The organism is Kitasatospora sp. NPDC058162, assembly GCF_042884005.1.
In the GTDB taxonomy this organism is placed as follows: Bacteria; Actinomycetota; Actinomycetes; order Streptomycetales; family Streptomycetaceae; genus Kitasatospora.
In genome coordinates this window covers 18,063-39,275 of the sequence record NZ_JBHVUS010000026.1, presented here as the reverse complement: position 1 = coordinate 39,275, position 21,213 = coordinate 18,063, and the positions used below count along the sequence as shown (strand labels likewise).

Sequence of the window (21,213 nt, the reverse complement as noted above, 5' to 3'; positions counted from 1 at the left end):
GGGGCGAGGACGTGAAGTCCTCGCCCCGCCTCAGCGGTGGCTCACCCGCGCGGGGTCAGTCCGGCGGTCAGCTGCAGCCGCTGGTGGAGCCGCAGCCCTCGCAGAGGTAGCAGCTGCCGGCGCGGCGCATCTTGGTGCCGCAGGAGAAGCAGAGCGGCGCGTCGGCGTTGAGGCCGAGCTGGATCTCCATCAGCTCCGTGGAGTTGTGGGCCTGCTTCGGGGCCGCCTTGGGCGCCTCGACGGCCGGGGCCGGCTTGGCCGCGGCGACCGGGGCGGACTGGGCGAGGGACTCGGTGTCGAGCTCCTCGGCCTCCAGCGGCTCGTAGGAGCCGGTCTCCAGGTGGCGGGTGCGCTCCTCGACGGAGTGGATGCCGAGCGCCGAGCGGGTCTCGAACGGCAGGAAGTCCAGCGCCAGGCGGCGGAAGATGTAGTCGACGATCGACTGGGCCATCCGCACGTCCGGGTCGTCGGTCAGACCGGCCGGCTCGAAGCGCATGTTGGTGAACTTCGAGACGTAGGTCTCCAGCGGCACGCCGTACTGGAGGCCGACCGAGACGGCGATGGAGAAGGCGTCCATCATGCCCGCGAGGGTCGAGCCCTGCTTGGACATCTTCAGGAAGACCTCGCCGAGGCCGTCGTCCGGGTAGGAGTTGGCGGTCATGTAGCCCTCGGCGCCACCGACCGTGAAGGAGGTGGTGATGCCCGGGCGGCCCTTGGGCAGGCGCTTGCGGACGGGGCGGTACTCGACGACCTTCTCGACCACGGCGGCGGGGGTCTCCTCGGCCTTGGCCTCGGATTCCTTCTTCTTGGCGGAAAGCGGCTGGCCGACCTTGCAGTTGTCGCGGTAGATGGCCAATGCCTTCACACCGAGCTTCCAGGCCTGGAAGTAGATCTCCTCGATCTCTTCCACCGTGGCGCTCTCGGGCATGTTCACGGTCTTGGAGATGGCGCCGGAGATCCACGGCTGGATCGCCGACATCATCCGCACGTGGCCCATCGGGGAGATGGAGCGCTCGCCCATCGCGCAGTCGAACACCTCGTAGTGCTCGGCCTTGAGGCCGGGCGCGTCCACCACGTTGCCGTGCTCGGCGATGTGGGCGACGACCGCCTCGATCTGCTCGTCCTGGTACCCGAGGCGCTTGAGGGCGCGCGGGACGGTGCCGTTGACGATCTGCATCGAGCCGCCGCCGACGAGCTTCTTGAACTTGACCAGGGCGAGGTCGGGCTCGACGCCGGTGGTGTCGCAGTCCATCATCAGGCCGATGGTGCCGGTCGGGGCGAGGACCGAGGCCTGGGCGTTGCGGAAGCCGTTCTGGGCGCCGACGCGCAGCACGTCCTGCCAGGACTTGTTGGCCGCGAGCCAGACCGGGGCGTCCAGGTCGTCGAAGGAGACGGCGTCCAGCGAGGCGTCGGCGTGCTGCTTCATGACCTGCTGGTGGGCGGTCGCGTTGCGCGCGTAGCCGTCGTACGGGCCGACGACGCCGGCGAGTTCGGCGCCGCGGCGGTAGGCGGTGCCGGTCATCAGCGAGGTGATGGCGCCGGCCAGGGCGCGGCCGCCCTCGCTGTCGTAGGCGTGGCCGGTGGCCATCAGCAGGGCGCCGAGGTTGGCGTAGCCGATGCCGAGCTGGCGGTAGGCGCGGGTGGTCTCGCCGATCTTCTCGGTGGGGAAGTCGGCGAAGCAGATGGAGATGTCCATCGCGGTGATGACCAGCTCGACGACCTTGGCGAACTTCTCGGCGTCGAACGTGTCGTCGTCGCGCAGGAACTTCATCAGGTTCAGCGAGGCGAGGTTGCAGCTGGAGTTGTCCAGGTGCATGTACTCCGAGCACGGGTTGGAGGCGTTGATGCGTCCGGACTCGGGGCAGGTGTGCCAGTGGTTGATGGTGGAGTCGTACTGGATGCCGGGGTCGGCGCAGGCCCAGGCGGCCTCGGCCATCTTGCGGAACAGCTTCTTGGCGTCGACGGTCTCGATGACCTCGCCGGTCATCCGGGCGCGCAGGCCGAATTCGGTGCCGTTCTCGACGGCGGTCATGAATTCGTCGTTGACGCGGACCGAGTTGTTGGCGTTCTGGTACTGGACGGACGCGATGTCGTCGCCGCCGAGGTCCATGTCGAAGCCCGCGTCGCGCAGGGCGCGGATCTTCTCCTCCTCCTTCACCTTGGTCTCGATGAAGGCCTCGACGTCCGGGTGGTCGACGTCGAGGACGACCATCTTGGCCGCGCGGCGGGTGGCGCCGCCGGACTTGATGGTGCCGGCGGAGGCGTCGGCGCCGCGCATGAAGGAGACCGGGCCGGAGGCGTTGCCGCCGGAGGAGAGCAGCTCCTTGGAGGAGCGGATCCGGGAGAGGTTGAGGCCGGCGCCGGAGCCGCCCTTGAAGATCATGCCCTCTTCCTTGTACCAGTCGAGGATCGACTCCATGGAGTCGTCGACGGACAGGATGAAGCAGGCGCTGACCTGCTGGGGCTGCTTGGTGCCGACGTTGAACCAGACCGGCGAGTTGAAGCTGAACACCTGGTGGAGGAGGGCGTGGGTCAGCTCGTGCTCGAAGATCTCGGCGTCGTCCGCGGTGGCGAAGTAGCCGTGCTTCTCGCCGGCCGCGCGGTAGGTGAGCACCACGCGGTCGATGATCTGCTTGAGGCTCCACTCGCGCTGGGGGGTGCCGACGGCGCCGCGGAAGTACTTGGACGTGACGATGTTGACGGCGTTGACCGACCAGAAGTCGGGGAACTCGACGCCGCGCTGCTCGAAGTTGATGGAGCCGTCGCGCCAGTTGGTCATGACGACGTCGCGCCGCTCCCAGCGGACCTCGTCGTACGGGTGCACGCCAGGGGTGGTGTAGATGCGTTCCATCCGGAGACCGCCCTTCGGGGCCTTGGCGCCCTTGGTCGCGGCCTTCTCGGACTTCGACCCGCGCGCGGAACCGCTCGTGGTGTCTGTCACTTCTCGCTCCTCCTCCTGGGCAAACGCCCGAAGTGCCCCGAAAAATCCGGGCACCGCTGGTTCGTTCTTCCGGTGTGCGGGCAGACGGGACCCCGTCCGCTTGCGCACGGTTTGTAGTGTTCTGTGCCCCGTTTTCGGGCACGCGTGGGCCCACGCTGGGCCGGTGTGGTGCTGCCGGCCCGCTGGGGGCCGCATGGTGTTTGGCTCTGGCGGGCCCGCGGGGGCCCGGCGCGCCGCCTAGGGCGCGGCGGCGGGAACCGGCACGCAGGTGCCGTCCGCCTCGGGGGCGGGCCGCTCGCCGCGGATCTCCGCGATGGCGGCCTCGAAGTCCTCGAGTCCGTCGTACGCCTGGTACACGCTGGCGAAGCGCAGGTAGGCGACCACGTCCAGGTCCCGCAGCGGGCCGAGTATGGCCAGCCCGACGTCGTGGGTGGTCAGCTCGGCGCTGCCGCTGGCCCGCACGCACTCCTCGACCCGCTGCCCGAGCTGGGCGAGGGCGTCCTCGGTGACCGGGCGGCCCTGGCAGGCCTTGCGGACGCCGGTGATGACCTTCTGGCGGGAGAAGGGTTCGGTGACCCCGCTGCGCTTGATGACCATGAGCGCGGCCGTCTCCACGGTGGTGAAACGGCGGCCGCAGTCCGGGCACTGTCGACGACGGCGAATGCAGCTGCCGTCCTCGGTGGTCCGGCTGTCGACAACGCGGCTGTCGGAGTGCCGGCAGAAGGGGCAGTGCACCTGGGGATCCCTCCCTGGCAGGACGTGCGGACCGGTCGAGTCTATGCGATGTGCCCCCGGCCTCGGCAAGCTGATCATGCGACCTGACCACTAGTACTGGGCACGGAGAGGACTCTAGCCACTACATCTAGGTCTCGGGGGGAAGTGACACCCCTGGCGTGTCGGCGCCGATTAGACTTCCGGAGTCGGCATCCGGTCGAACATTTACTCGATGTACAACAAAGCCTTGATCGAGTCAGTCAACTCCCGAATAATTCACTCGAACGTGTGTTTGGCGCAACCTTTCGATAGGAGGCGCGTTGGGCTGGAAAAGGGGAGAGGACAGCCGTCGAGAGGGGCCGCCGTGAACACCATCGAAACCAACACCATCCCGGTGCAGGAACACTCCCAGTTCAAGGTGGGGCAGCGCACCACGAATCAGCAGAGCGTGGACATCAGCATGGACCGTAGCGAAGACCACCGCCTCTCCGGCCCGGCCGTTTCCACCACGGGCCGCGTCCCCGACCAGCCGATCGAGCACTCCCCCACCATGGACGACACCCATCCCTCCCCCGCCCGTTCGATGCCCGGCCGCCCCCCCGGCATCCGGACCGACGAGGCGGGCCTCACCGAGCGCCAGCGCCGGGTGATCGAGGTCATCCGCGACTCCGTCCAGCGGCGCGGCTACCCGCCGTCCATGCGCGAGATCGGCCAGGCCGTCGGCCTGTCCAGCACCTCCTCGGTCGCCCACCAGCTGATGGCCCTGGAGCGCAAGGGCTTCCTGCGCCGCGACCCGCACCGCCCGCGCGCCTACGAGGTCCGCGGCGTCGAGGTGGCCCGCCCCAACACCGCCGAGACGGCCGGGCGGCCCTCCACCTCCTACGTGCCGCTGGTCGGCCGGATCGCGGCCGGCGGGCCGATCCTGGCCGAGCAGACGGTCGAGGACGTCTTCCCGCTGCCCCGCCAGCTGGTCGGTGAGGGCGAGCTGTTCGCCCTCACCGTGCGCGGCGACTCGATGATCGAGGCCGCCATCTGCGACGGCGACTGGGTCACCGTGCGCCGTCAGCCGGTCGCCGAGAACGGCGACATCGTGGCCGCCATGATCGACGGCGAGGCCACCGTCAAGCGGCTCAAGCGCGAGGACGGCCGGATCTGGCTGATGCCGCACAACCCGGCGTACGAGCCGATCAACGGCGACAACGCCACCATCCTGGGCAAGGTGGTCGCCGTCCTGCGCCGCCTCTGACGGCGCCGCCCGGCCGCCGCGGCGAGCGGCTGCCACTACAACGGGAAGGGGCTCCACCGCGTCAGCGGGGAGCCCCTCCGTCGTCCTTCGGCGAAACGGCCCTCAGCCCCGCTTCACCACCGGCCGCACCGGCGCCGCCGAGGCGTCGATCGCCGCCAGCGAGCGGCGCACCTGGTTGCGGTCCGTGGTGTACCAGAACTCCGGCATCGAGGACCGGAAGAAGCCCCCGTACCGCTTGGTCTCCACCCGGGGGTCGAGCACCGCGACCACGCCCCGGTCGTCCGCCGCGCGCACCAGCCGGCCCGCGCCCTGTGCCATCAGCAGCGCCGCGTGGGTCGCCGCGACCGCCATGAAGCCGTTCCCGCCGTGCTGTTCGACGTCCTTCTGGCGGGCGCTCATCAGCGGGTCGTCCGGCCGCGGGAAGGGGATGCGGTCCATCACGACCAGCTGGCAGGCCGAGCCGGGCACGTCGACGCCCTGCCAGAGCGAGAGCGTGCCGAACAGGCAGGTGGTGGCGTCCGAGGCGAACTCGCGGATCAACTCGCCGAGGGTGTCCTCCCCCTGGAGCAGGATCCGGTGGTCGAGCCGCTCCCGCATCGCCTCGGCGGCCGTCTGGGCGCCGCGCATCGAGGAGAACAGGCCCAGCGTGCGCCCGCCGGCCGCGTCGATCAGCTCGGCCAACTCGTCGAGCATGTCCGGCCGTTCGGGGGCGCGCCCGGGGTCGGCGAGGTGCTTGGCGACGTACAGGATGCCCTGCTTGGGGTACTTGAACGGCGAGCCCACGTCGATGCCCCGCCAGTGCGGGACGGCGTCCTCCCCGAACCCGGAGCCGGCCTCGGGGTTGTCACCCGGCGTGCGCTGGTCCGGCAGTCGGGTCTCCTTGGGCAGGCCGAGCGAGCCGGCCACGCCGTTGAAGTCCCCGCCGAGCTTGAGCGTGGCCGAGGTGAGGACGACCGAGCGCTCCTTGTACAGCCCCTCGCGCAGCAGCCCGGACACGCTCAGCGGGGCGACCCGCAGCGAGGCGGTGCCCAGCCCGTAGCGGTCGCTGCGCTCGATCCAGACCACGTCGTACTCGGAGCCCTCCAGCAGCCGGTCGGCCGTCTCGTGCAGCGTCTCGGCCGAGGCCATCGCCTGCTTGCGGACGGCGTCCTCGTCGCTGAGGCCCTTGTCCCTGGTCTCGCCCAGCGAGGTGATCACCTGGCGGGAGGCGTCCCGGATCGCGGTGACCGCGTAGGCCAGGTACTCGGGCAGCTCCTCGACCCGGCCGGGCTGGGCGGTCTCCATCAGCCCGTGGTAGTTCTCGGCGGCGGCCTGGAGGGCGTCCACGGCCTTCTCGTTGGCCAGCCGGGCGGCCCGCTTCACCGCCCGGTTGACGGCGCCGACGGTCAGCTCGGCGGTGGCCGCGCCGGTGACCCGGTTGACCAGCTCGTGCGCCTCGTCGACGATCAGCAGCCCGTGCTCGGGCAGCACCGGCGCGCCCTCGATCGCGTCGATCGCGAGCATCGCGTGGTTGGTGACCACGACGTCCGCGAGCTTGGCGCGCTCCCGGGCCTTCTCCGCGAAGCACTCCTGCCCGTACGCGCAGCGGGTCGCGCCCAGGCACTCCTTGGAGGTGACCGACAGCTGCGCCCAGGCCTTGTCCGAGACGCCGGGGCTCATGTCGTCCCGGTCGCCGGTCTCGGTCTCGTCGGCCCAGTCGCGCAGCCGCAGCACGTCCTGGCCGAGCTTGCCGGTGGGGCCGCCGAGCGCGTCGACCGGGTCGAAGAGGCCCTCGCCCTCGTCGCTCGGGGTGCCCTCGTTGGCCCGGTGCAGGCACAGGTAGTTGGAGCGGCCCTTGAGCATCGCGTACAGCGGGCGGCGGCGCAGCACCGGGTGCAGCGCCTCGACCGTGCGCGGCAAGTCCCGCTCCACCAGCTGGCGTTGGAGGGCCAGGGTGGCGGTGGCGACCACCACCCGGTCGCCATGCGCGAGGGCCGGCACCAGGTAGGCGAGGGACTTGCCGGTGCCGGTGCCGGCCTGGACGAGCAGGTGCTCGGAGTGGTCGACGGCGTCGGCGACGGCCTCGGCCATCCGCATCTGGCCGGGGCGCTCCACACCGCCGACGGCCTCGACCGCGGCGTGCAACAGCTCGGGGATCCGCGAGCGCGGAACGGCGACGGCTTCCTCGGCCTCGTCGCCGAGGTCCGTCGCGGGCTGGGATTCGGAGTCGTTCGTCATGGCCCTTCCACCCTACGGGGCGGGGGCGACAATCCGGTCCCGTTGTCCGGGGAGGAGCCCGGGCGGGCGCACGTCCACGCCGACCAGGGCGTTCGGCACGGTGCCGTGCCGGACGGCGTGCGGGCGGTGCGGGCGGTCCTGGTAGCCGTCCATGAGCAGCCGGTTGCGGTTGAGGCAGAGCCGGTCGATCCGGGGCCGGAACAGGTCGAACAGGTCGAAGCGCTCGCGCAGCTCGGGGAAGCGGGCCTGGTAGCGGTGGACCTCCTCGCGCAGCAGCGCCCAGAACGCGGTCTCGGCGAGGCCGGCCTGCGCCTCCAGCAGCGGGGCGAGGTAGCGGAAGACGCCGATGAACAGCCCGGAGTGGATGAACTGGCAGAGCCCCTGGGGGTCGTCCCGCAGCAGCACGTCGGCGACCTCCGCGGGCAGTCCGCGCAGTTCGGGGAGGTCCTGGTCGCTGAGGTTGACGTCGTCGACGAAGTCCTTGACGGCGAGCCGCACCGGCACGTCGGCGGCGTCGAAGACCACGATGGCGTTCTCGCCGTGCGGGGAGAAGACCAGCCCGTAGCGGTAGAGGAAGTGCAGCAGCGGCGGCAGCATCGCGGCGAACAGCTGGCCGGTCCACTCGACGGGGGTGAGGCCGGAGCGGGCGATCAGTTCGACCGCGAGGGCCCGCCCGTCGGAGCCGGTCTGCAGCAGGGCGGCGAGGGTGCGGGCGCGTTCGTCCCCGGCCAGGAAGGGGCCGAGCGGTTCGCGCCAGATCGCGCCGAGCAGCTCCTTGTACTGGTACGGCGAGTCGGGCATCTCCCGGTAGAGCGGGTGGTCGACGGTGACGGAGGCGATCTCGCCGAGCAGGATCACCCGGCATTCGTCCCGCAGGTACGGGTCGGCGTCGCGCAGCCCGTGCAGCCAGGCGGTGACGGCGGGCGCGGCGAGGGTGCGTTCGACCGGCAGTCCGCGCCAGACCAGGGTGTTCAGGATGGACAGCGGCAGCTTGACGGTGCAGCGCTCGGGGTGGGCGGTGTTGAAGAAGGAGCGGATGGACTGCTGGGGCAGTCGTGGGTCGCCGTCCGAGGCCAGCGGGACGATCTCGCCGGTGGCGATCCAGGGCGCGAACAGCGGCAGGACCGCATCGTCCCACTGCCAGGGGTGGACGGGCAGCAGCAGGTAGTCGTCGGCGTCGGCGCCGAGCGGGGCGCGCAGCGCGTCCACGTCGTCCAGCTCGCGGGCGTACAGCTGCTCGGGGTGGTCCAGGCCGGGCACGCCGCGGTACTCGGCGAGCCGGCGGTGGACGGCGATCCAGGGCAGCGGGCGGGGGCTGCGGGCCTCCGGGGCCCAGCGGGCGGCGTCGGTGCCGGAGAAGCCGATCCGGCCCTTGCTGGGGACGATCCACGGGTGGCCGCTCTGCCGGCCCTCCAGCGCGGGGTGGTCGAGCTCGGCGAGTTCGGCGGCGGTGAGCGCGGTGGCGAGCTGGCGGGCGTCGGCGGTCAGCGTGGCGGAGAGCTCGCGGACCAGGTGGGCGGTGGTCTCGCCGCGCATCCCGAGGGTCTGCGCGGCGTACGGGAGGAAGCGCAGCGGGTCGAGGCCGTCCGGGCGGGAGCAGCGGATCGACTCGGGGTCGACCTGCCAGCCGTCGTAGGCGCCGCGACGGGCGGAGTAGCGGTACTCGGCCTCGGGGAGCTTCAGCAGGTACTCGCCGTCGAGGGCGCCCGGGGTGGGCCGGAGCAGGTCCTCGTAGGCGAATTCGCCGAGCATCTTGGCCAGCAGGGCGCGGCCGGCCCGCTGCCAGTGCCCGGCGGTGAGGTGCGGGGGCAGGTAGAGCGGCGGTTCAGCGGCCGACGGTTGCGGCACGGGTCAGCTCCTGGGGGCGGGGGACGACGGGGGTCTGCGCGTTCGGTGCGGCAGCGGCAGCGGCCGCGGGTGTGGCGGCAGCGGCGGGCGGCGCGAAGCCGGTCCAGGCGGTGCGGTCGGGCAGCCGGTGGACGATCCGGCCGGTGACGGCGTTGAGGATGACGGCGGCCCGGTGGGCGCCGAGGCCGAGGTCGGGGGTGCCGACGCCGTGGGTGTGGAGTTCGGCGTTCTGGACGTAGAGGCCGCCGGTGAGCTCGGGCCGGGTGGCGACCCGGTGGTCGAGGTCGACCCGGTAGCGCCCGCTCTCGTCCCAGTCGATCAGGTGGGCGAGCGGTTCGAGCGCGGCCGGGCGGGCGGCGCGGTAGCCGGTGGCGAGCACCACGGCGTCGGTGCGCAGCACGTGCTCGGCGCCGGAGTCGGTGTGCCGGCAGTGCAGTTCGAGGCCGCCGCAGGGGCCGGGGCGGGCCTCGGTGACGGCGGTGCCGGGGGTGATCTCGACCGGGGCGGTGTCGATCGGGCGGCCGATGGTGCGCTCGTAGAGGTGGTCGTGGATCTCGGCGAGGGTTTCCGCGCTGGCGGCCTTGTGCAGCTGCCACTGGGCGCTGACCAGGGCGTCCCGGACGGGGCCGGGCAGGCCGTGGAAGTAGCGGGTGTAGTCGGGGGTGAAGTGTTCCAGGCCGAGCTTGGAGTACTCCATGGGGGCGAGCGCCCGGGTGCGGGTGAGCCAGCGCAGCCGGACGCCGTCGTCCTGGTGGCGGCGGAGCAGGTCGAGGAAGACCTCGGCGCCGGACTGTCCGCTGCCGATCACGGTGATGTCCCGGGCGCCGGCGAGGTCGGCGCGACGGTCCAGGTACTCGGCGGAGTGGAAGGCCCGCGGGTGGTCCGCCAGGGCGGCGAAGGTCTCGGGCAGCACGGGCCGGGTGCCGACGCCGAGCGCGAGGTTGCGGGCCCGGGCGGTGCTGCGCCGGCCGGTCGCGGTGTCGGTCAGCTCGACCAGGAACAGCGGGCCGTCCCGGTGCAGGGCGGTGACCTCGGTGCCGAAGCGGCAGTTGGGCAGCCGGTCGGCGGCCCAGCGGCAGTAGTGGTCGTACTCGCGGCGGGGCAGCTGGAAGCGTTCGGCGAAGTAGAACGGGAACAGCCGGTCCTGGGCGCGCAGGTAGTTGAGGAAGGACCACGGGTTGGTCGGGTCGACCAGCGAGACCAGGTCGGCGAGGAAGGGCACCTGCATCCGGGCGCCGTCCACCAGCATCCCGTGGTGCCAGCGGAATTCGGGGCGCTGGTCGCAGAAGAGCGTGCGCAGGCCGGGTACGGGCTCGGCGAGGGCGGCGAGCGAGAGGTTGAACGGGCCGATGCCGACGCCGAGCAGGTCGTAGGGGGGATCGTGCGGTGTCGAGGTGTCCACAGGGGTGTCCTAGGCGGGGATCGGCGCATCGCGGTCGCGGACCATCAGGGCGGCGCGCTTGTCGGGCAGGTCGAGTTCGGCGGCGGCCCGGAATCCGGCCCGTTCGAAGGCCCGGACCGAGCGCCGGTTGCGGAGGTCCGGTTCGGCCACCACCCGTTGGCACGCGGGTCGGTGCCGGAGGACGAGTTCGGCGACGGCGGCGAGCAGTTGGGCGCCGAGGCCGTGGCCGCGGCTGGCGGCCGGGCCGAGCAGCAGGTGCACGCCGGTGTCGTGCGGGCGGGCCGGGTAGTGCCCGGCGAGCGGGTCGAGGTCGGCCCGGTAGACCTCCCAGTAGCTCATCGGCTCGCCGTCGAGCAGGCCGAGGCAGGGCAGGCTGCTTCCGTCGCCGTCGAGTTGGGCCCGGACGTGCCGTTCGGTGACGGCGGGCGGTCCGGCGAGTTCCCAGAAGGCGGCGACCTCGGGGTCGTTCATCCAGCCGGTGAGCAGTTCCAGGTGCGCGGGCAGCCGGACCGGGTCGAGTCGGAACCGGCCGGCCGGGGTGGGGACTTCGCCCCACCCGGGCAGCTCGTCCGTCATCGGGCGCCCGTCGTCCGTCATCGGGCGCCCGTCACCGGGTTGGGGATGTCGACGTACACGGACTGGGTGGCGACCGGGCCGACCAGTTCGTCGAGGCCGTTGATCCGGGTGAGCAGGTTGGCCTTGCAGGGCAGGGTGGGCGCGTCCAGCAGCAGGGCGGGCAGGGCCGAGCCGGTGGCGGTCGCGCGCGGGCCGGCCAGGAAGCGGCGCAGCCCGGCCAGCAGCACCGTTTCGTCGGCGAGGCCCTGGGAGCCGAGGGCGCCGATCAGCCCGAGCACGTGGTTGATGCCGAGGTAGTAGGCGAAGTGGTGGTCGATGACGGCGTCCGGCAGGAAGGTGTCGCTCTGCGCGCCGAGTCCGGGCAGTCGGGCGGTGAGCCGCTCGGCGGCGCTCTCCCGGTAGTAGTAGCCCTGGTTGTCGCGGTAGCGGCCGCCGCTGGGCCAGCCCTCGGCGTCCAGCAGGACGATGCTGTTCTGCTGGTGGGCCTCCAGGGCGATGCCGCCGCGGCCGTCCAGCCAGAGGACGGGCAGCACGACGGCGTCCAGGTAGCGCAGGAACCATTCAGCGGCCACGGTGCGCAGCGGGCGGCCGGTGCGGGCGGCGAGCGCGCGCAGGGTGTCGCCGAGGGCGGAGGGCACGGTGCTGCCGGTGCCGCGCGGCTGTTCGGCGACGAACCCGGCCACGCACAGGGCGCGTTCGGCCGGCCCGAAGGGCTGGGCGCGCAGCACGGTGTCCAGGCCGCCGGGGTCGCCGAGGTCGGGGTGGTCGACGCCGATCCAGGCCGGGTCGCGGACGATGTCGAAGCCGGGGTGGGCGGCCCGCCATTCGGCGGCGAGGCCGCTCTCCAGCAGCCGGTGCACCTCCAGGCCGCGGTGGAGCTCCTTGCGCAGGTTCTCCCGGCGGGAGTTGGTGATCCGCAGGCCGAGCGAGAGCTTGAGCATCCACGGGGTGCCGGGCCGGTAGACGGTGCGCACCGAGGAGGTGGGGTACCAGGGCTCGCCGGCCGGGCCGAGGTCGTGCAGCAGCCCGTCGGCGAGCAGCGCGGCGACGGCCGGGCGGTGGGCGAGTTCGCGGGCCTGCCAGGGGTGCAGCGGCAGGGCGGCGGTGCCGGGCGGCAGGGGGGTGCGGTCGCCGAGCAGGTCGGCGGTGATCCGGTCGGCGCTGCGGGCGACGGCGGAGCCGGCCGCGAGCAGGCTGCGGTCGACGGCGTACCAGTGCAGGGGGAAGGAGCCGTGGAGTTCGGGCGAGTAGGCGGCGCTCTGGGCCGGGCCGAGGCCGTCGCGGCTCTTCGGGGTGGGGTGCAGGGGGTGGCCGAGCAGCAGGGCCTGTTCGGCGGCGAGGAAGCGGGAGCGCTCCGGCCCGCCGGGTTCGGCGGCGGTGCGGCGGTGGGCGAGGATCTCGGCGGTGCGCACGACCGAGTCGGCGACCCGGGCGGCGAGGTCGGCGACCTGTCCGGGGTCGGGCCGTTCGGCGGCCGCGGCGGCGAGCAGGGCGGCGGCGGTGACGGCGTCCACCGGGGCCTGGGCCCCCTCCCCCACGACAGCGCCCTCCCCGACCGAGAGGGTGGCCCGGCCGAAGCGGTGCCAGCCGCCGGGCGACCAGTAGCGGACCGGGGCGGTGAGCCGGGCGGCGCCGCCGAGGACGTCGACCCGCAGCCGGCCGTCCGGTCCGGGGCGCGCCCCGGTCTCCCGGGTCCAGCAGCGCAACAGGGCTTCCAGGGCGGCCTGTTCGGCGGCGACGGCGGGGTCGTGGTGCAGCAGCGGGTCGGGCCCGGGCTGGTGCTCCTCGCGCGGCGGCTCCGCGGTCGGCGGCGGTACGGGCGGGGCTCCGGTGAGGGCGGTGCTCAAGGCTGCTCCTTGGTGCGCGTGGGGGTGCGGACGCGCGCGGGTGGTGGAGGGGTTCGGCGGGCGCTCGCACCGTCGCGTCAGGTAAGGGTTACCTATCCCTGACGGGTGATCACAAGGACGGCTCACTCGTCCGGGTGAAGATCGGGGATAGTGCGCCACCGGGCGGGACGGCCCTGCTGTGCCAACCAGGGGGCCGGTTCCGCGTCACGGATCGGTGACCTCCGCCCGGCCCCGGAACCCGGGGGGCGGCCGCCGCCGTCCTGTACGGCGATGGAAGACTCCAGGACGGCGCGCAGCCGCACCGAAGCCCGACCCGACACAGCCCGAACAGCCCGACCGAACGCAGGGGGAAGCGCACCGATGCCACCGATCCACCGGTCAGCCCTGGCCGCCGCCCTGGCCGCGGGAACGCTGCTGGCCGTCAGCGCCTGCGGACCGGACGGCCCGGCGGGCGGCGACAAGACCGCCGCCGCGCCGCCGCCCGCCACGGCCGCGAGCACCGCCCCCGGCGGCGCCATCGGCGGGATCACCCTGCCGTCCGGCCTGCCGACCAGCCTGCTGGAGGGCCTGCCGAAGAGCTGGGACGACCTGAAGAAGTGGAAGTTCGACGACTGGGACAAGTGGGCGTCCAAGCACGTCTTCAACAACCCGGTGGTGAAGGACTTCTGGAACCCGGACAAGATGGGCGACGCCAAGCCCGCCGACCCGGCGCCGCCGACCGCCAAGCCGGCCACCGCCGACGGCGTGACGGACCCCGAGCCGCCGGTGGTCAAGGCCGTCCAGGTGCCCCGCCCGTACCTCAAGCAGCCCTCCGGGAAGGTGTTCTTCTCCGCCCAGGGCGGCCGGGGCAACTGCTCGGCGACGGTGATCGCCGACCCCCAGCACCCGGGCAAGAGCAACCTGGTCTGGACGGCCGCCCACTGCGTGCACGAGGGCAAGGGCGGCGACTTCTACAAGGACCTGGTCTTCGTCCCCGCCTACAACAACTCGGGTGCCTCCAGCGGCGGCAAGAAGGCCCCGCTGTCCGAGCTGGCCCCGCTGGGCACCTGGTGGGCCGACCAGGTCGTGACCTCCCCGCAGTGGATGGTCGAGGGCGGCCCGACCGGGGACGCCGCCAACCAGTACGACTTCGCCGTGATGCGCGTGCACAACCAGAGCGACACCGGCAAGTCCCTTGAGGAGACGGTCGGTTCGGCCGTCCCGGTGTGGTTCGACGCGCCCCGCGACCAGCTCAAGGTCTCGGCCGCCGGCTACCCGCTGGTCAAGCCGTTCGACGGCCAGGAGCTGTACAAGTGCGACGGCGGCAAGCCCGTCCGGCTGTCCTTCGACGCCCAGCGCCCGTCCATGCTGACCATCGGCTGCAACATGACCCAGGGCGCCAGCGGCGGCGGCTGGTTCGCCACCATGCCGGACGGGAAGACCGCCCTGGTCAGCAACACCTCGATCGGCACCCAGGGGCACACCTCGCTGAGCGGCCCGTACCTGGAGACGGTCGCCAAGCAGGCCCTGGACTGGATCTCCAGGAAGCAGTGACCGGTACCACCACGGGGGACTCCTCAGCTTGCGCACCGTCAGCACCACCAGCACCACAAGCAGCACCAGCACCACCCGCGTCCGGGGACGGCGGGCCGCCACGGCCGGCGCCGCGCTGCTCGCCGCCCTGACGCTCACCGCGGCCGCCTGCGGACCGGACGGCCCCGCCGCCCCGGCCGCCCCGCCGACGGCACTGCCCAAGGCCGCGCCGACCAGCCTGGGCGACCTGAGCGGCTGGAAGCTGGAGGACTGGGCCCGGTACGTCGCCGAGAGCGGCTTCACCAACCAGGTGCCCCCCGGCTACTGGACGACCGCCCGGACGGAGGCCGCCAAGGCCCGGCCCACCCCCGAGTACGCGCTGACCGCCGCCGGGCCGGCCGGCGTCGAGCGGGACGCCCCGCCGGCCGCCGTCCAGGCCCGGCCGCAGCCGCACCCGTACGGCCCGGACTCCGCCCTGGTCGGCAAGCTGCTGATGACCACGCCGCAGGGCGACGCCGTCTGCTCCGGCACGGTGGTCGCCGACCCGCTCAACCCGGGGAGGAGCAACCTGGTCTACACCGCCGCGCACTGCCTGCACGACGGCAAGGGCGGCGCCTGGGTGAAGAACCTGGTCTTCGTGCCGGCCTTCAACCGGGACGGCCAGGCGGCCCGCGGCAAGCCGTACGGCGACCAGCAGGCCGCCCCGTACGGCCGCTGGACGGCGGTGCGCGCCATGGTGTCGCCGACCTGGCTCCAGGAGAGCGGCGTGGGCGCCCACGACCAGTACGACTACGGGATCGTCCGGGTGCGCGGCGAGTCGGCCTCCGGCCCGTCCCTGGAGGAGGCGGTCGGCGGTTCGGTGCCGGTCTGGTTCAACGCCCCGCGCGAGCAGATCACCTCGGCCGCGGTCTTCGGCTACCCGGTCGAGCGGCCCTTCGACGGCATGGAGCTGCAGCGCTGCGACTCCCCCGCCGCGCCGGGCCGGCTGTCCTTCGACCGGTCCCGCCCGCCGATGTACGTGATCGGCTGCACCATGACCGGCGGCGCGGGCGGCGGCGGCTGGTTCATCACCAAGGACGGCAAGCCCAACCTGGTCAGCGTCAGCTCGCTCGGCAACCCCGGCTCGGTCAAGCAGGGCCCGGCGGGCTACCGGGCCGGGCCGTCGCTGCAGGACCAGGCGAAGCAGGCCTTCGACTATTTCGCCAAGAACGTGAAGTAGCCCCCGGACGCGGACGTCCGGGGGCTGCCTCGACGGGCGGATCAGCCGTGCAGGGCCACCGTGAAGTACTCCAGCTCGGCGGCCAGCTCGGCCGGCACCTTGGCGTGCAGCAGCGTGCCGTCGGCGGTGTGCTCGGTGGCGATCAGCTCGCCCTCCTTGTGCACCCGGGAGACCAGGGCGCCCTGGGTGTAGGGCACCAGGGCCCGCACCTCGACGGCCGGGCGCGGCAGCTCGTCGTCGATGAGCTTGAGCAGCTCCTCGATGCCGGCCCCGCTGCGGGCCGACACCACGATGGCGTGCGGCTCGCGGCGCAGCAGGCGCTGCAGCACGTGCGGGTCGGCGGCGTCCGCCTTGTTGATCACCACGATCTCCGGCACGTTCTGCGCGTCGACCGAGACGATGACCTCGCGGACGGCGGCCAGCTGCGTCTCCGGCTCGGGGTGCGAGCCGTCGACCACGTGCAGGATGAGGTCCGCGTCGGCGACCTCCTCCATGGTCGAGCGGAAGGCCTCGACCAGGTGGTGCGGCAGGTGCCGGACGAAGCCGACGGTGTCGGCCAGGGTGTAGAGCCGGCCGCTCGGGGTCTCGGCCCGGCGCACGGTCGGGTCCAGGGTGGCGAACAGCGAGTTCTCCACCAGCACGCCCGCACCGGTGAGCCGGTTGAGCAGCGAGGACTTGCCGGCGTTGGTGTACCCGGCGATGGCCACGGACGGCACCTGGTGGCGCTTGCGCTCCTGGCGCTTGGTGTCGCGGCCCTTCTTCATGTCGGCGATCTCCCTGCGGAGCTTCGCCATCTTCTCGCGGATCCGACGCCGGTCGGTCTCGATCTTGGTCTCACCGGGACCACGGGTGGCCATGCCGCCGCCCGAGGAGCCGGAGCCACCGCCACCCATCTGCCGGGACAGCGACTGACCCCAGCCGCGCAGGCGCGGCAGCATGTACTGCATCTGCGCGAGCGAGACCTGCGCCTTGCCCTCCCGGGACTTGGCGTGCTGGGCGAAGATGTCCAGGATCAGGGCCGTCCGGTCGACGACCTTGACCTTGACCACGTCCTCCAGCTGGATCAGCTGGCCGGGGGTGAGCTCACCGTCGCAGACCACGGTGTCGGCGCCGGTGGAGGCGACGATGTCGCGCAGCTCCTTCGCCTTGCCGGAGCCGATGTAGGTGGCCGCGTCGGGCTTGTCACGGCGCTGGATGACGCCGTCCAGCACCTCGGAACCGGCCGTCTCGGCGAGTGCGGCGAGCTCGGCCATCGAGTTCTCCGCCTCCTCCAGGGTGCCGTCGGTCCAGACACCGACGAGCACCACGCGCTCCAGGCGGAGCTGGCGGTACTCGACCTCGGTGACGTCCTGGAGTTCGGTGGAGAGGCCGGCGACACGGCGCAGGGCGGCACGCTCGCTGCGGTCGTACTGGTCGCCGTCGTAGCTGTGGCCGAGGTCCTCGTCGATGGCCGCGAGGTCCTCGTCCATGAGGGCTTCCGCTCGCAGACCGTCGAGGCGGCGCGGGGCGTCGGCGTGGTCGCGGGCTTCGAACGTGGAGGTCATTCTGTCCTTTGGTCGCTGGATGGCTTCGGCGTGGTCCCTTGGATCCCACCGGGGCTCCTGTGCCCTGAGAACGCCGTGGACCGGCCGTGAATTCCCCACGATGGTCGCACGCCCGGTGCGGGCCGGTCACCCCCATTTCCGCCGGAGTGCCGGGTCTGCGTCCCCTCCGGGGCGTGCGGGCGGCTCACGTCGTACACCCCGGAGACCTTGAGCATCGCCCGCATCAGGGCGGGCAGCGCGCCCGGCTCGGGCAGCTCCACGGTGTAGGTGTGCCGGACCCGCAGCTCCTGCGGCGGCTCGACCTCGGCGGAGACGATGCCGACGCCCCCGGCGGAGATCGCCGCGGTGAGGTCGGCGAGCAGCCGGGGCCGGTTCAGCGCCTCGGCCCGCAGGGTCACCCGGTGGCCGGCCGCCGGGGCGTCCTCGGGCTGCCAGCGGACCTCCAGTTCGGCCCGCCCGTCGGCGCGCAGCCGCTGCCCGGCGGGGCAGGCGGCGCGGTGCACGGCCACCGCGCCGCCGCGGATCGGGTAGCCGGCCACCGCGTCCGGGGGGACGGGCGTGCAGCAGCGGGCCAGCCGCACCGTCGCCCCGGGCCGGCCGGCCACCGCGACCGGGGCGGAGCGCCGCTCGCCCGCCCGGTGCGCGGGCGGGGCGGGCTGGGCCCCGGCCGGGCCGGTGCGCACCACCGGCAGCCGGGCCGGGTGGTCGGCCAGCCAGCGTTCGATGGCCAGCCGGGCGCCGGGGGTGCGGGCGTGCGCCAGCCACTCCGGGGACGGGCCGGAGGGCTGCGCCGCGCCGCCGGCCGGGAGGCTCTCGGTGAGCACCGCCAGGACGTCCCCGTCCTGCAGCACGGTGGACAGCGCGGTGAGCCGGCCGTTGACCCGGGCGCCGATACATCGGTGGCCGGTCTCCTCGCCGAGCAGGTAGGCGGCGTCCACGCAGCTGGCCCCGGCCCTCAGCTGAAGCGTTTCACCGCTCTCCGTCACCACGGTGATCTCGCGGTCCCCGGCCAGGTCGGCGGTGAGCGCGGACCAGAAGGCGTCCGGGTCGGGGGTCTCCTGCTGCCACTCCAGCAGCCGGCTGAGCCAGCCGGGCCGGGCCGGGTCGGTGCGGTCCAGCTCGTCGGCGTCCTGGGCCGGACCGGCCGGGGTCGGGTCGCCGAGCGCGACCACCCCGGTCTCGGCCACCTCGTGCATCCGCCTGGTCCGCACCAGCACCTCGACCACCGCGCCGCCGTCCAGCGCGACGGCGGTGTGCAGCGACTGGTAGAGGTTGAACTTGGGGGCGGCGACGAAGTCCTTGAACTCCCCGGGCAGCGGCGTCCAGCAGGTGTGCAGTTCGCCGAGCACCGCGTAGCAGTCGGCGTTCTCCTCGACCACCACCAGCAGCCGCCCGAAGTCGGCGGGCTGCGGCTCCTGCGGCCGGCCGTCCCGTCCGGGCGCGGCGGCCCGCTTGAGCAGCACCCGGTGCAGCGAGACGCAGTGCCGGGGCCGCACCGTCACCTCGGCGGCGACCCCGGTCTCGGCGAGCTGGCGGGCCAGCCGCCGGGCGAAGGGCTCCAGCAGGGCGTCCGGTTCGCCCTCGTGACCGGCCATCAGGCCGCGGGTGCGGGCGTGCTCCTCGGGGTGCAGGGTGGCGAAGACGATGTCCTCCAGCTCCGCCTTGAGCACCTGGATGCCGAGCCGCTCGGCCAGCGGGATCAGCACGTCCCGGGTGACCTTGGCGATCCGCACCTGGCTGGCCGGTTTCATGTGCCGGATGGTGCGCATGTTGTGCAGCCGGTCGGCGAGCTTGATCACCATCACCCGGACGTCGTCCCCGGTGGCGACCAGCATCTTGCGGAAGGTCTCGGCCTCGGCGGCGGCGCCGAAGTCGACCTTCTCCAGTTTGGTCACCCCGTCGACCAGGTAGGCGACTTCGGGCCCGAAGCCGGCGCTCACCTGATCCAGCGTCAACTCGGTGTCCTCGACGGTGTCGTGGAGCAGCGAGGCGACCAAGGTGGTCGTCCCGGCGCCGAGTTGGGCCAGGATCATGGTGACGGCCAGCGGGTGGGTGATGTACGGCTCGCCGCTCTTGCGCTTCTGGCCGCGGTGGCTGGCCTCGGCGAGCCGGTACGCCCGGGCCAGCAGGGCGAGGTCCGCCTGCGGGTGGTGCCGCCGGTGCACCTGGACCAGCGGCTCCAGGGCGTCCGGCACCGGCGGCCGGCCGGTGGCCAGCAGGGCGGCCCGGCCGGCCCGGCCGATGGCGGCCCGGCCGAGCTCCCCGAGGGGCCTCCTGGCCCCGGCCTGCCGTGCGGTCGTCGGCTGCCCCGTCAGGGGCTGCCCGGCTTCGATGGTCATCGGCACCTCCGGCAACGTCGCCGGGCGCGGCCCCTCGTGGGGGATCCTGCCACCCCTCCCAGGGGCGATCGACCCGGTGGTCCATGCTACCGAGCACAGCACGTTCCGCGACGCCATGATTCCCGTCCGCGATCGGTATCACCCGATCGGGGGGATTCGTCACCGTACGAATTGGGCAAACCGGGCCGTCACCGCCGGGTCAGCGACTCCCACCAGCGCGCGTCGAACCGCCCCTCGGCCACGATCACCGCCGGACCGGTCATCTCCACCCGGCCGTCCGGGTGCTCGGTGATGACCAGCCGGCCGCCCAGCACGTCCACGGTGTACGCGACCGCCTCGCCGGTGACCGCCGGGTCCACGCCGTCCCGGCGGATGGCCGCCACCGCGACGGCGCAGGCGCCGGTGCCGCACGACAGGGTCTCGCCCGAGCCGCGCTCGTGCACCCGCATCGCGACGTGCCGCGGGCCGCGGTCCACCACGAACTCGACGTTGACGCCCTCCGGGTAGACGCCCTCCGGGCTGGTGAGCGGAGCGCTGCGCAACTCCCCGGCGTGGTCCAGGCTCTCGACGAAGGCCACCGCGTGCGGGTTGCCCATGTTGACGTTCAGGGCGGGCCAGCGCCGCTCGCCGACCGCGACCTCGATGCCGTCCGGCCCGGGCAGCTTCGCCCGGCCCATGCCGATGGTGACCTCGCCCGGCGTGCCGTCCTCGGCGTCCTCGCCGACCGTCGCGGTGAGCACCCCGGAGCGGGTGGCGATCGCCAGCTCACCGGACTTCGCCAGGCCGGACTCGACCAGGAAGCGGGCGAAGACCCGCAGGCCGTTGCCGCACATCTCGGCGATGCTGCCGTCGGAGTTGCGGTAGTCCATGAACCACTCGGCCCGGTCGGCCTGGTCCGCGGCGGCCGGGTCGGCGGCCGCGCGCACCACGCGCAGCAGCCCGTCCCCGCCGATGCCCGCCCGACGGTCGCACAGCGCGGCGACGGCCTCCGGGCCGATCTCCAGCACGCCGTCCGGGTCCGGCACGATCACGAAGTCGTTCTGGGTGCCGTGCCCCTTGAAGAAGGGGAGACCGGCCTGCGGGGAAGAGGATGCGCTCACCCCACCGATGGTACTGAGCGCGCAGGCCCGGGACGCCGGGGCCCGGCTCAGCGCAGGTAAGCGACCCGCCACACCGCGAGCGCGCAGGCCGCCAGCGCGATCAGGGTGTAGACCGCGATGGCCCGCCAGCCGGCCCGCTGCGCGGAGCCCCGGCGCGGCAGCCCCGGCCACTTGTAGCCGGCGTGCCGGGCCGCCATCGCGCCCCAGCCGAACGAGGCGGCGGTGAACAGCAGCCCCAGCATCCCGACCATGGTGGCCCGCGGCCCGGCCGAGCCGAAGGCGAGCGGGAAGGCGAACATCAGCGAGCCGAGGGTGCCGAGCAGGGCGATCGGCAGGGTCTGCCACCAGCGGAGCCGGCGCAGCGGCCGGATCTCCCGCTCGTGCACCGCGGCGTTCGGCGGGGTGCGGGTGTCCAGCGCGGGCACCGCGGCCGCGTACGAGGTCGGCGCCTCCAGCCCGGTCAGCACGGGGAGGTCCCCCCTCGTCGACTCGTCGAACTCCTCGGCCGGTGCGGTGACACTTCCGCCCTGACCGGGTTCGGGGCCGGTACCCGTCGACACACGGCCTCCCCTGACAGTTCGACACGAGCGGACTCGCGGCCGGGCACGGCCGACCCGCGCGGGCCGACCCTTACGGCATCGATGATGGCATGTCCAGGGGGGACGTTCGGGGCCTGACCGGGGTCCTCGGGTGATCCGTGGCCATCAC

Annotated in this window: 14 protein-coding genes; 3 read left to right on the top strand and 11 right to left on the bottom strand. The window is 73.2% G+C overall.

The genetic code is table 11. The features are described from left to right. Positions 1-67: 67 nt before the first annotated feature. Both ACFVXG_RS33090 and nrdR read right to left on the bottom strand, forming a co-directional pair. Positions 68-2,941, bottom strand: coding sequence for a vitamin B12-dependent ribonucleotide reductase (locus tag ACFVXG_RS33090; protein ID WP_387932853.1), 2,874 nt, complete (start codon positions 2,939-2,941; stop codon positions 68-70). A gap of 237 nt (positions 2,942-3,178) precedes the next feature. Further along, on the bottom strand, positions 3,179-3,676 hold the full coding sequence (nrdR, locus tag ACFVXG_RS33085) for a transcriptional regulator NrdR (RefSeq protein WP_387932851.1): 498 nt from the start codon (positions 3,674-3,676) through the stop codon (positions 3,179-3,181). Between the two features lie 529 nt (positions 3,677-4,205). On the opposite strand from nrdR, the gene lexA reads away from it, so the two are divergent. Next, on the top strand, positions 4,206-4,901 hold the full coding sequence (lexA, locus tag ACFVXG_RS33080; RefSeq protein ID WP_350507843.1) for a transcriptional repressor LexA: 696 nt from the start codon (positions 4,206-4,208) through the stop codon (positions 4,899-4,901). 102 nt (positions 4,902-5,003) lie between these two features. On the opposite strand, the gene ACFVXG_RS33075 is transcribed toward lexA, so the two are convergent. From ACFVXG_RS33075 to ACFVXG_RS33055, 5 genes are read right to left on the bottom strand one after another with little or no spacing between them, the layout of a single operon-like run. After that, positions 5,004-7,118 (bottom strand): ATP-dependent DNA helicase, encoded by a 2,115-nt coding sequence (locus ACFVXG_RS33075; RefSeq protein WP_387932849.1) that lies wholly within the window; start codon positions 7,116-7,118, stop codon positions 5,004-5,006. 12 nt (positions 7,119-7,130) lie between these two features. Beyond that, on the bottom strand, positions 7,131-8,966 hold the full coding sequence (locus ACFVXG_RS33070; RefSeq protein ID WP_387932847.1) for an IucA/IucC family protein: 1,836 nt from the start codon (positions 8,964-8,966) through the stop codon (positions 7,131-7,133). Then, entirely contained in the window at positions 8,944-10,368 is a 1,425-nt protein-coding gene (locus ACFVXG_RS33065; protein WP_387932845.1) for a lysine N(6)-hydroxylase/L-ornithine N(5)-oxygenase family protein, read from the bottom strand. Before ACFVXG_RS33065 ends, ACFVXG_RS33070 begins: the two co-directional genes overlap by 23 nt. A gap of 9 nt (positions 10,369-10,377) precedes the next feature. After that, a complete protein-coding gene (locus ACFVXG_RS33060) occupies positions 10,378-10,965 on the bottom strand; it encodes a GNAT family N-acetyltransferase (protein WP_387932843.1) in 588 nt (195 codons plus the stop codon). Next, a complete protein-coding gene (locus ACFVXG_RS33055) occupies positions 10,962-12,791 on the bottom strand; it encodes an IucA/IucC family protein (protein WP_387932841.1) in 1,830 nt (609 codons plus the stop codon). Before ACFVXG_RS33055 ends, ACFVXG_RS33060 begins: the two co-directional genes overlap by 4 nt. A gap of 360 nt (positions 12,792-13,151) precedes the next feature. Here ACFVXG_RS33055 and ACFVXG_RS33050 point away from each other — a divergent pair, with 360 nt between their 5' ends. Further along, positions 13,152-14,324, top strand: a complete 1,173-nt coding sequence (locus ACFVXG_RS33050; RefSeq protein WP_387932840.1) for a trypsin-like serine peptidase — start codon at positions 13,152-13,154, stop codon at positions 14,322-14,324. Positions 14,325-14,352: 28 nt separating this feature from the next. Then, positions 14,353-15,522 (top strand): trypsin-like serine peptidase, encoded by a 1,170-nt coding sequence (locus ACFVXG_RS33045; protein WP_387932838.1) that lies wholly within the window; start codon positions 14,353-14,355, stop codon positions 15,520-15,522. 41 nt (positions 15,523-15,563) lie between these two features. On the opposite strand, the gene hflX is transcribed toward ACFVXG_RS33045, so the two are convergent. The 4 genes from hflX to ACFVXG_RS33025 form a co-directional block, all read right to left on the bottom strand. Beyond that, the gene (gene hflX / locus ACFVXG_RS33040) at positions 15,564-17,066 is read right to left on the bottom strand and encodes a GTPase HflX (protein WP_387932836.1); all 1,503 of its coding nucleotides are present in this window, start codon (positions 17,064-17,066) and stop codon (positions 15,564-15,566) included. Further along, positions 17,063-19,405, bottom strand: coding sequence for a RelA/SpoT family protein (locus tag ACFVXG_RS33035; protein WP_387932834.1), 2,343 nt, complete (start codon positions 19,403-19,405; stop codon positions 17,063-17,065). The genes hflX and ACFVXG_RS33035 overlap by 4 nt, the downstream gene beginning before the upstream one ends. Before the next feature lie 188 nt (positions 19,406-19,593). Next, complete coding sequence (dapF, locus tag ACFVXG_RS33030) at positions 19,594-20,505, bottom strand: diaminopimelate epimerase (RefSeq protein ID WP_387932832.1); 912 nt, start codon at positions 20,503-20,505, stop codon at positions 19,594-19,596. Between the two features lie 47 nt (positions 20,506-20,552). Continuing rightward, positions 20,553-21,065, bottom strand: coding sequence for a hypothetical protein (locus ACFVXG_RS33025; protein WP_387932830.1), 513 nt, complete (start codon positions 21,063-21,065; stop codon positions 20,553-20,555). Positions 21,066-21,213 lie beyond the last annotated feature (148 nt).

Bases quoted from the DNA above. Each gene is read 5' to 3' on its own strand.
- hflX (WP_387932836.1), bottom strand. From the start codon at position 17,066: ATGACCTCCACGTTCGAAGCCCGCGACCACGCCGACGCCCCGCGCCGC.
- ACFVXG_RS33075 (WP_387932849.1), bottom strand. From the start codon at position 7,118: ATGACGAACGACTCCGAATCCCAGCCCGCGACGGACCTCGGCGACGAG.
- ACFVXG_RS33050 (WP_387932840.1), top strand. From the start codon at position 13,152: ATGCCACCGATCCACCGGTCAGCCCTGGCCGCCGCCCTGGCCGCGGGA.
- ACFVXG_RS33035 (WP_387932834.1), bottom strand. From the start codon at position 19,405: ATGACCATCGAAGCCGGGCAGCCCCTGACGGGGCAGCCGACGACCGCA.
- lexA (WP_350507843.1), top strand. From the start codon at position 4,206: ATGGACGACACCCATCCCTCCCCCGCCCGTTCGATGCCCGGCCGCCCC.
- ACFVXG_RS33060 (WP_387932843.1), bottom strand. From the start codon at position 10,965: ATGACGGACGACGGGCGCCCGATGACGGACGAGCTGCCCGGGTGGGGC.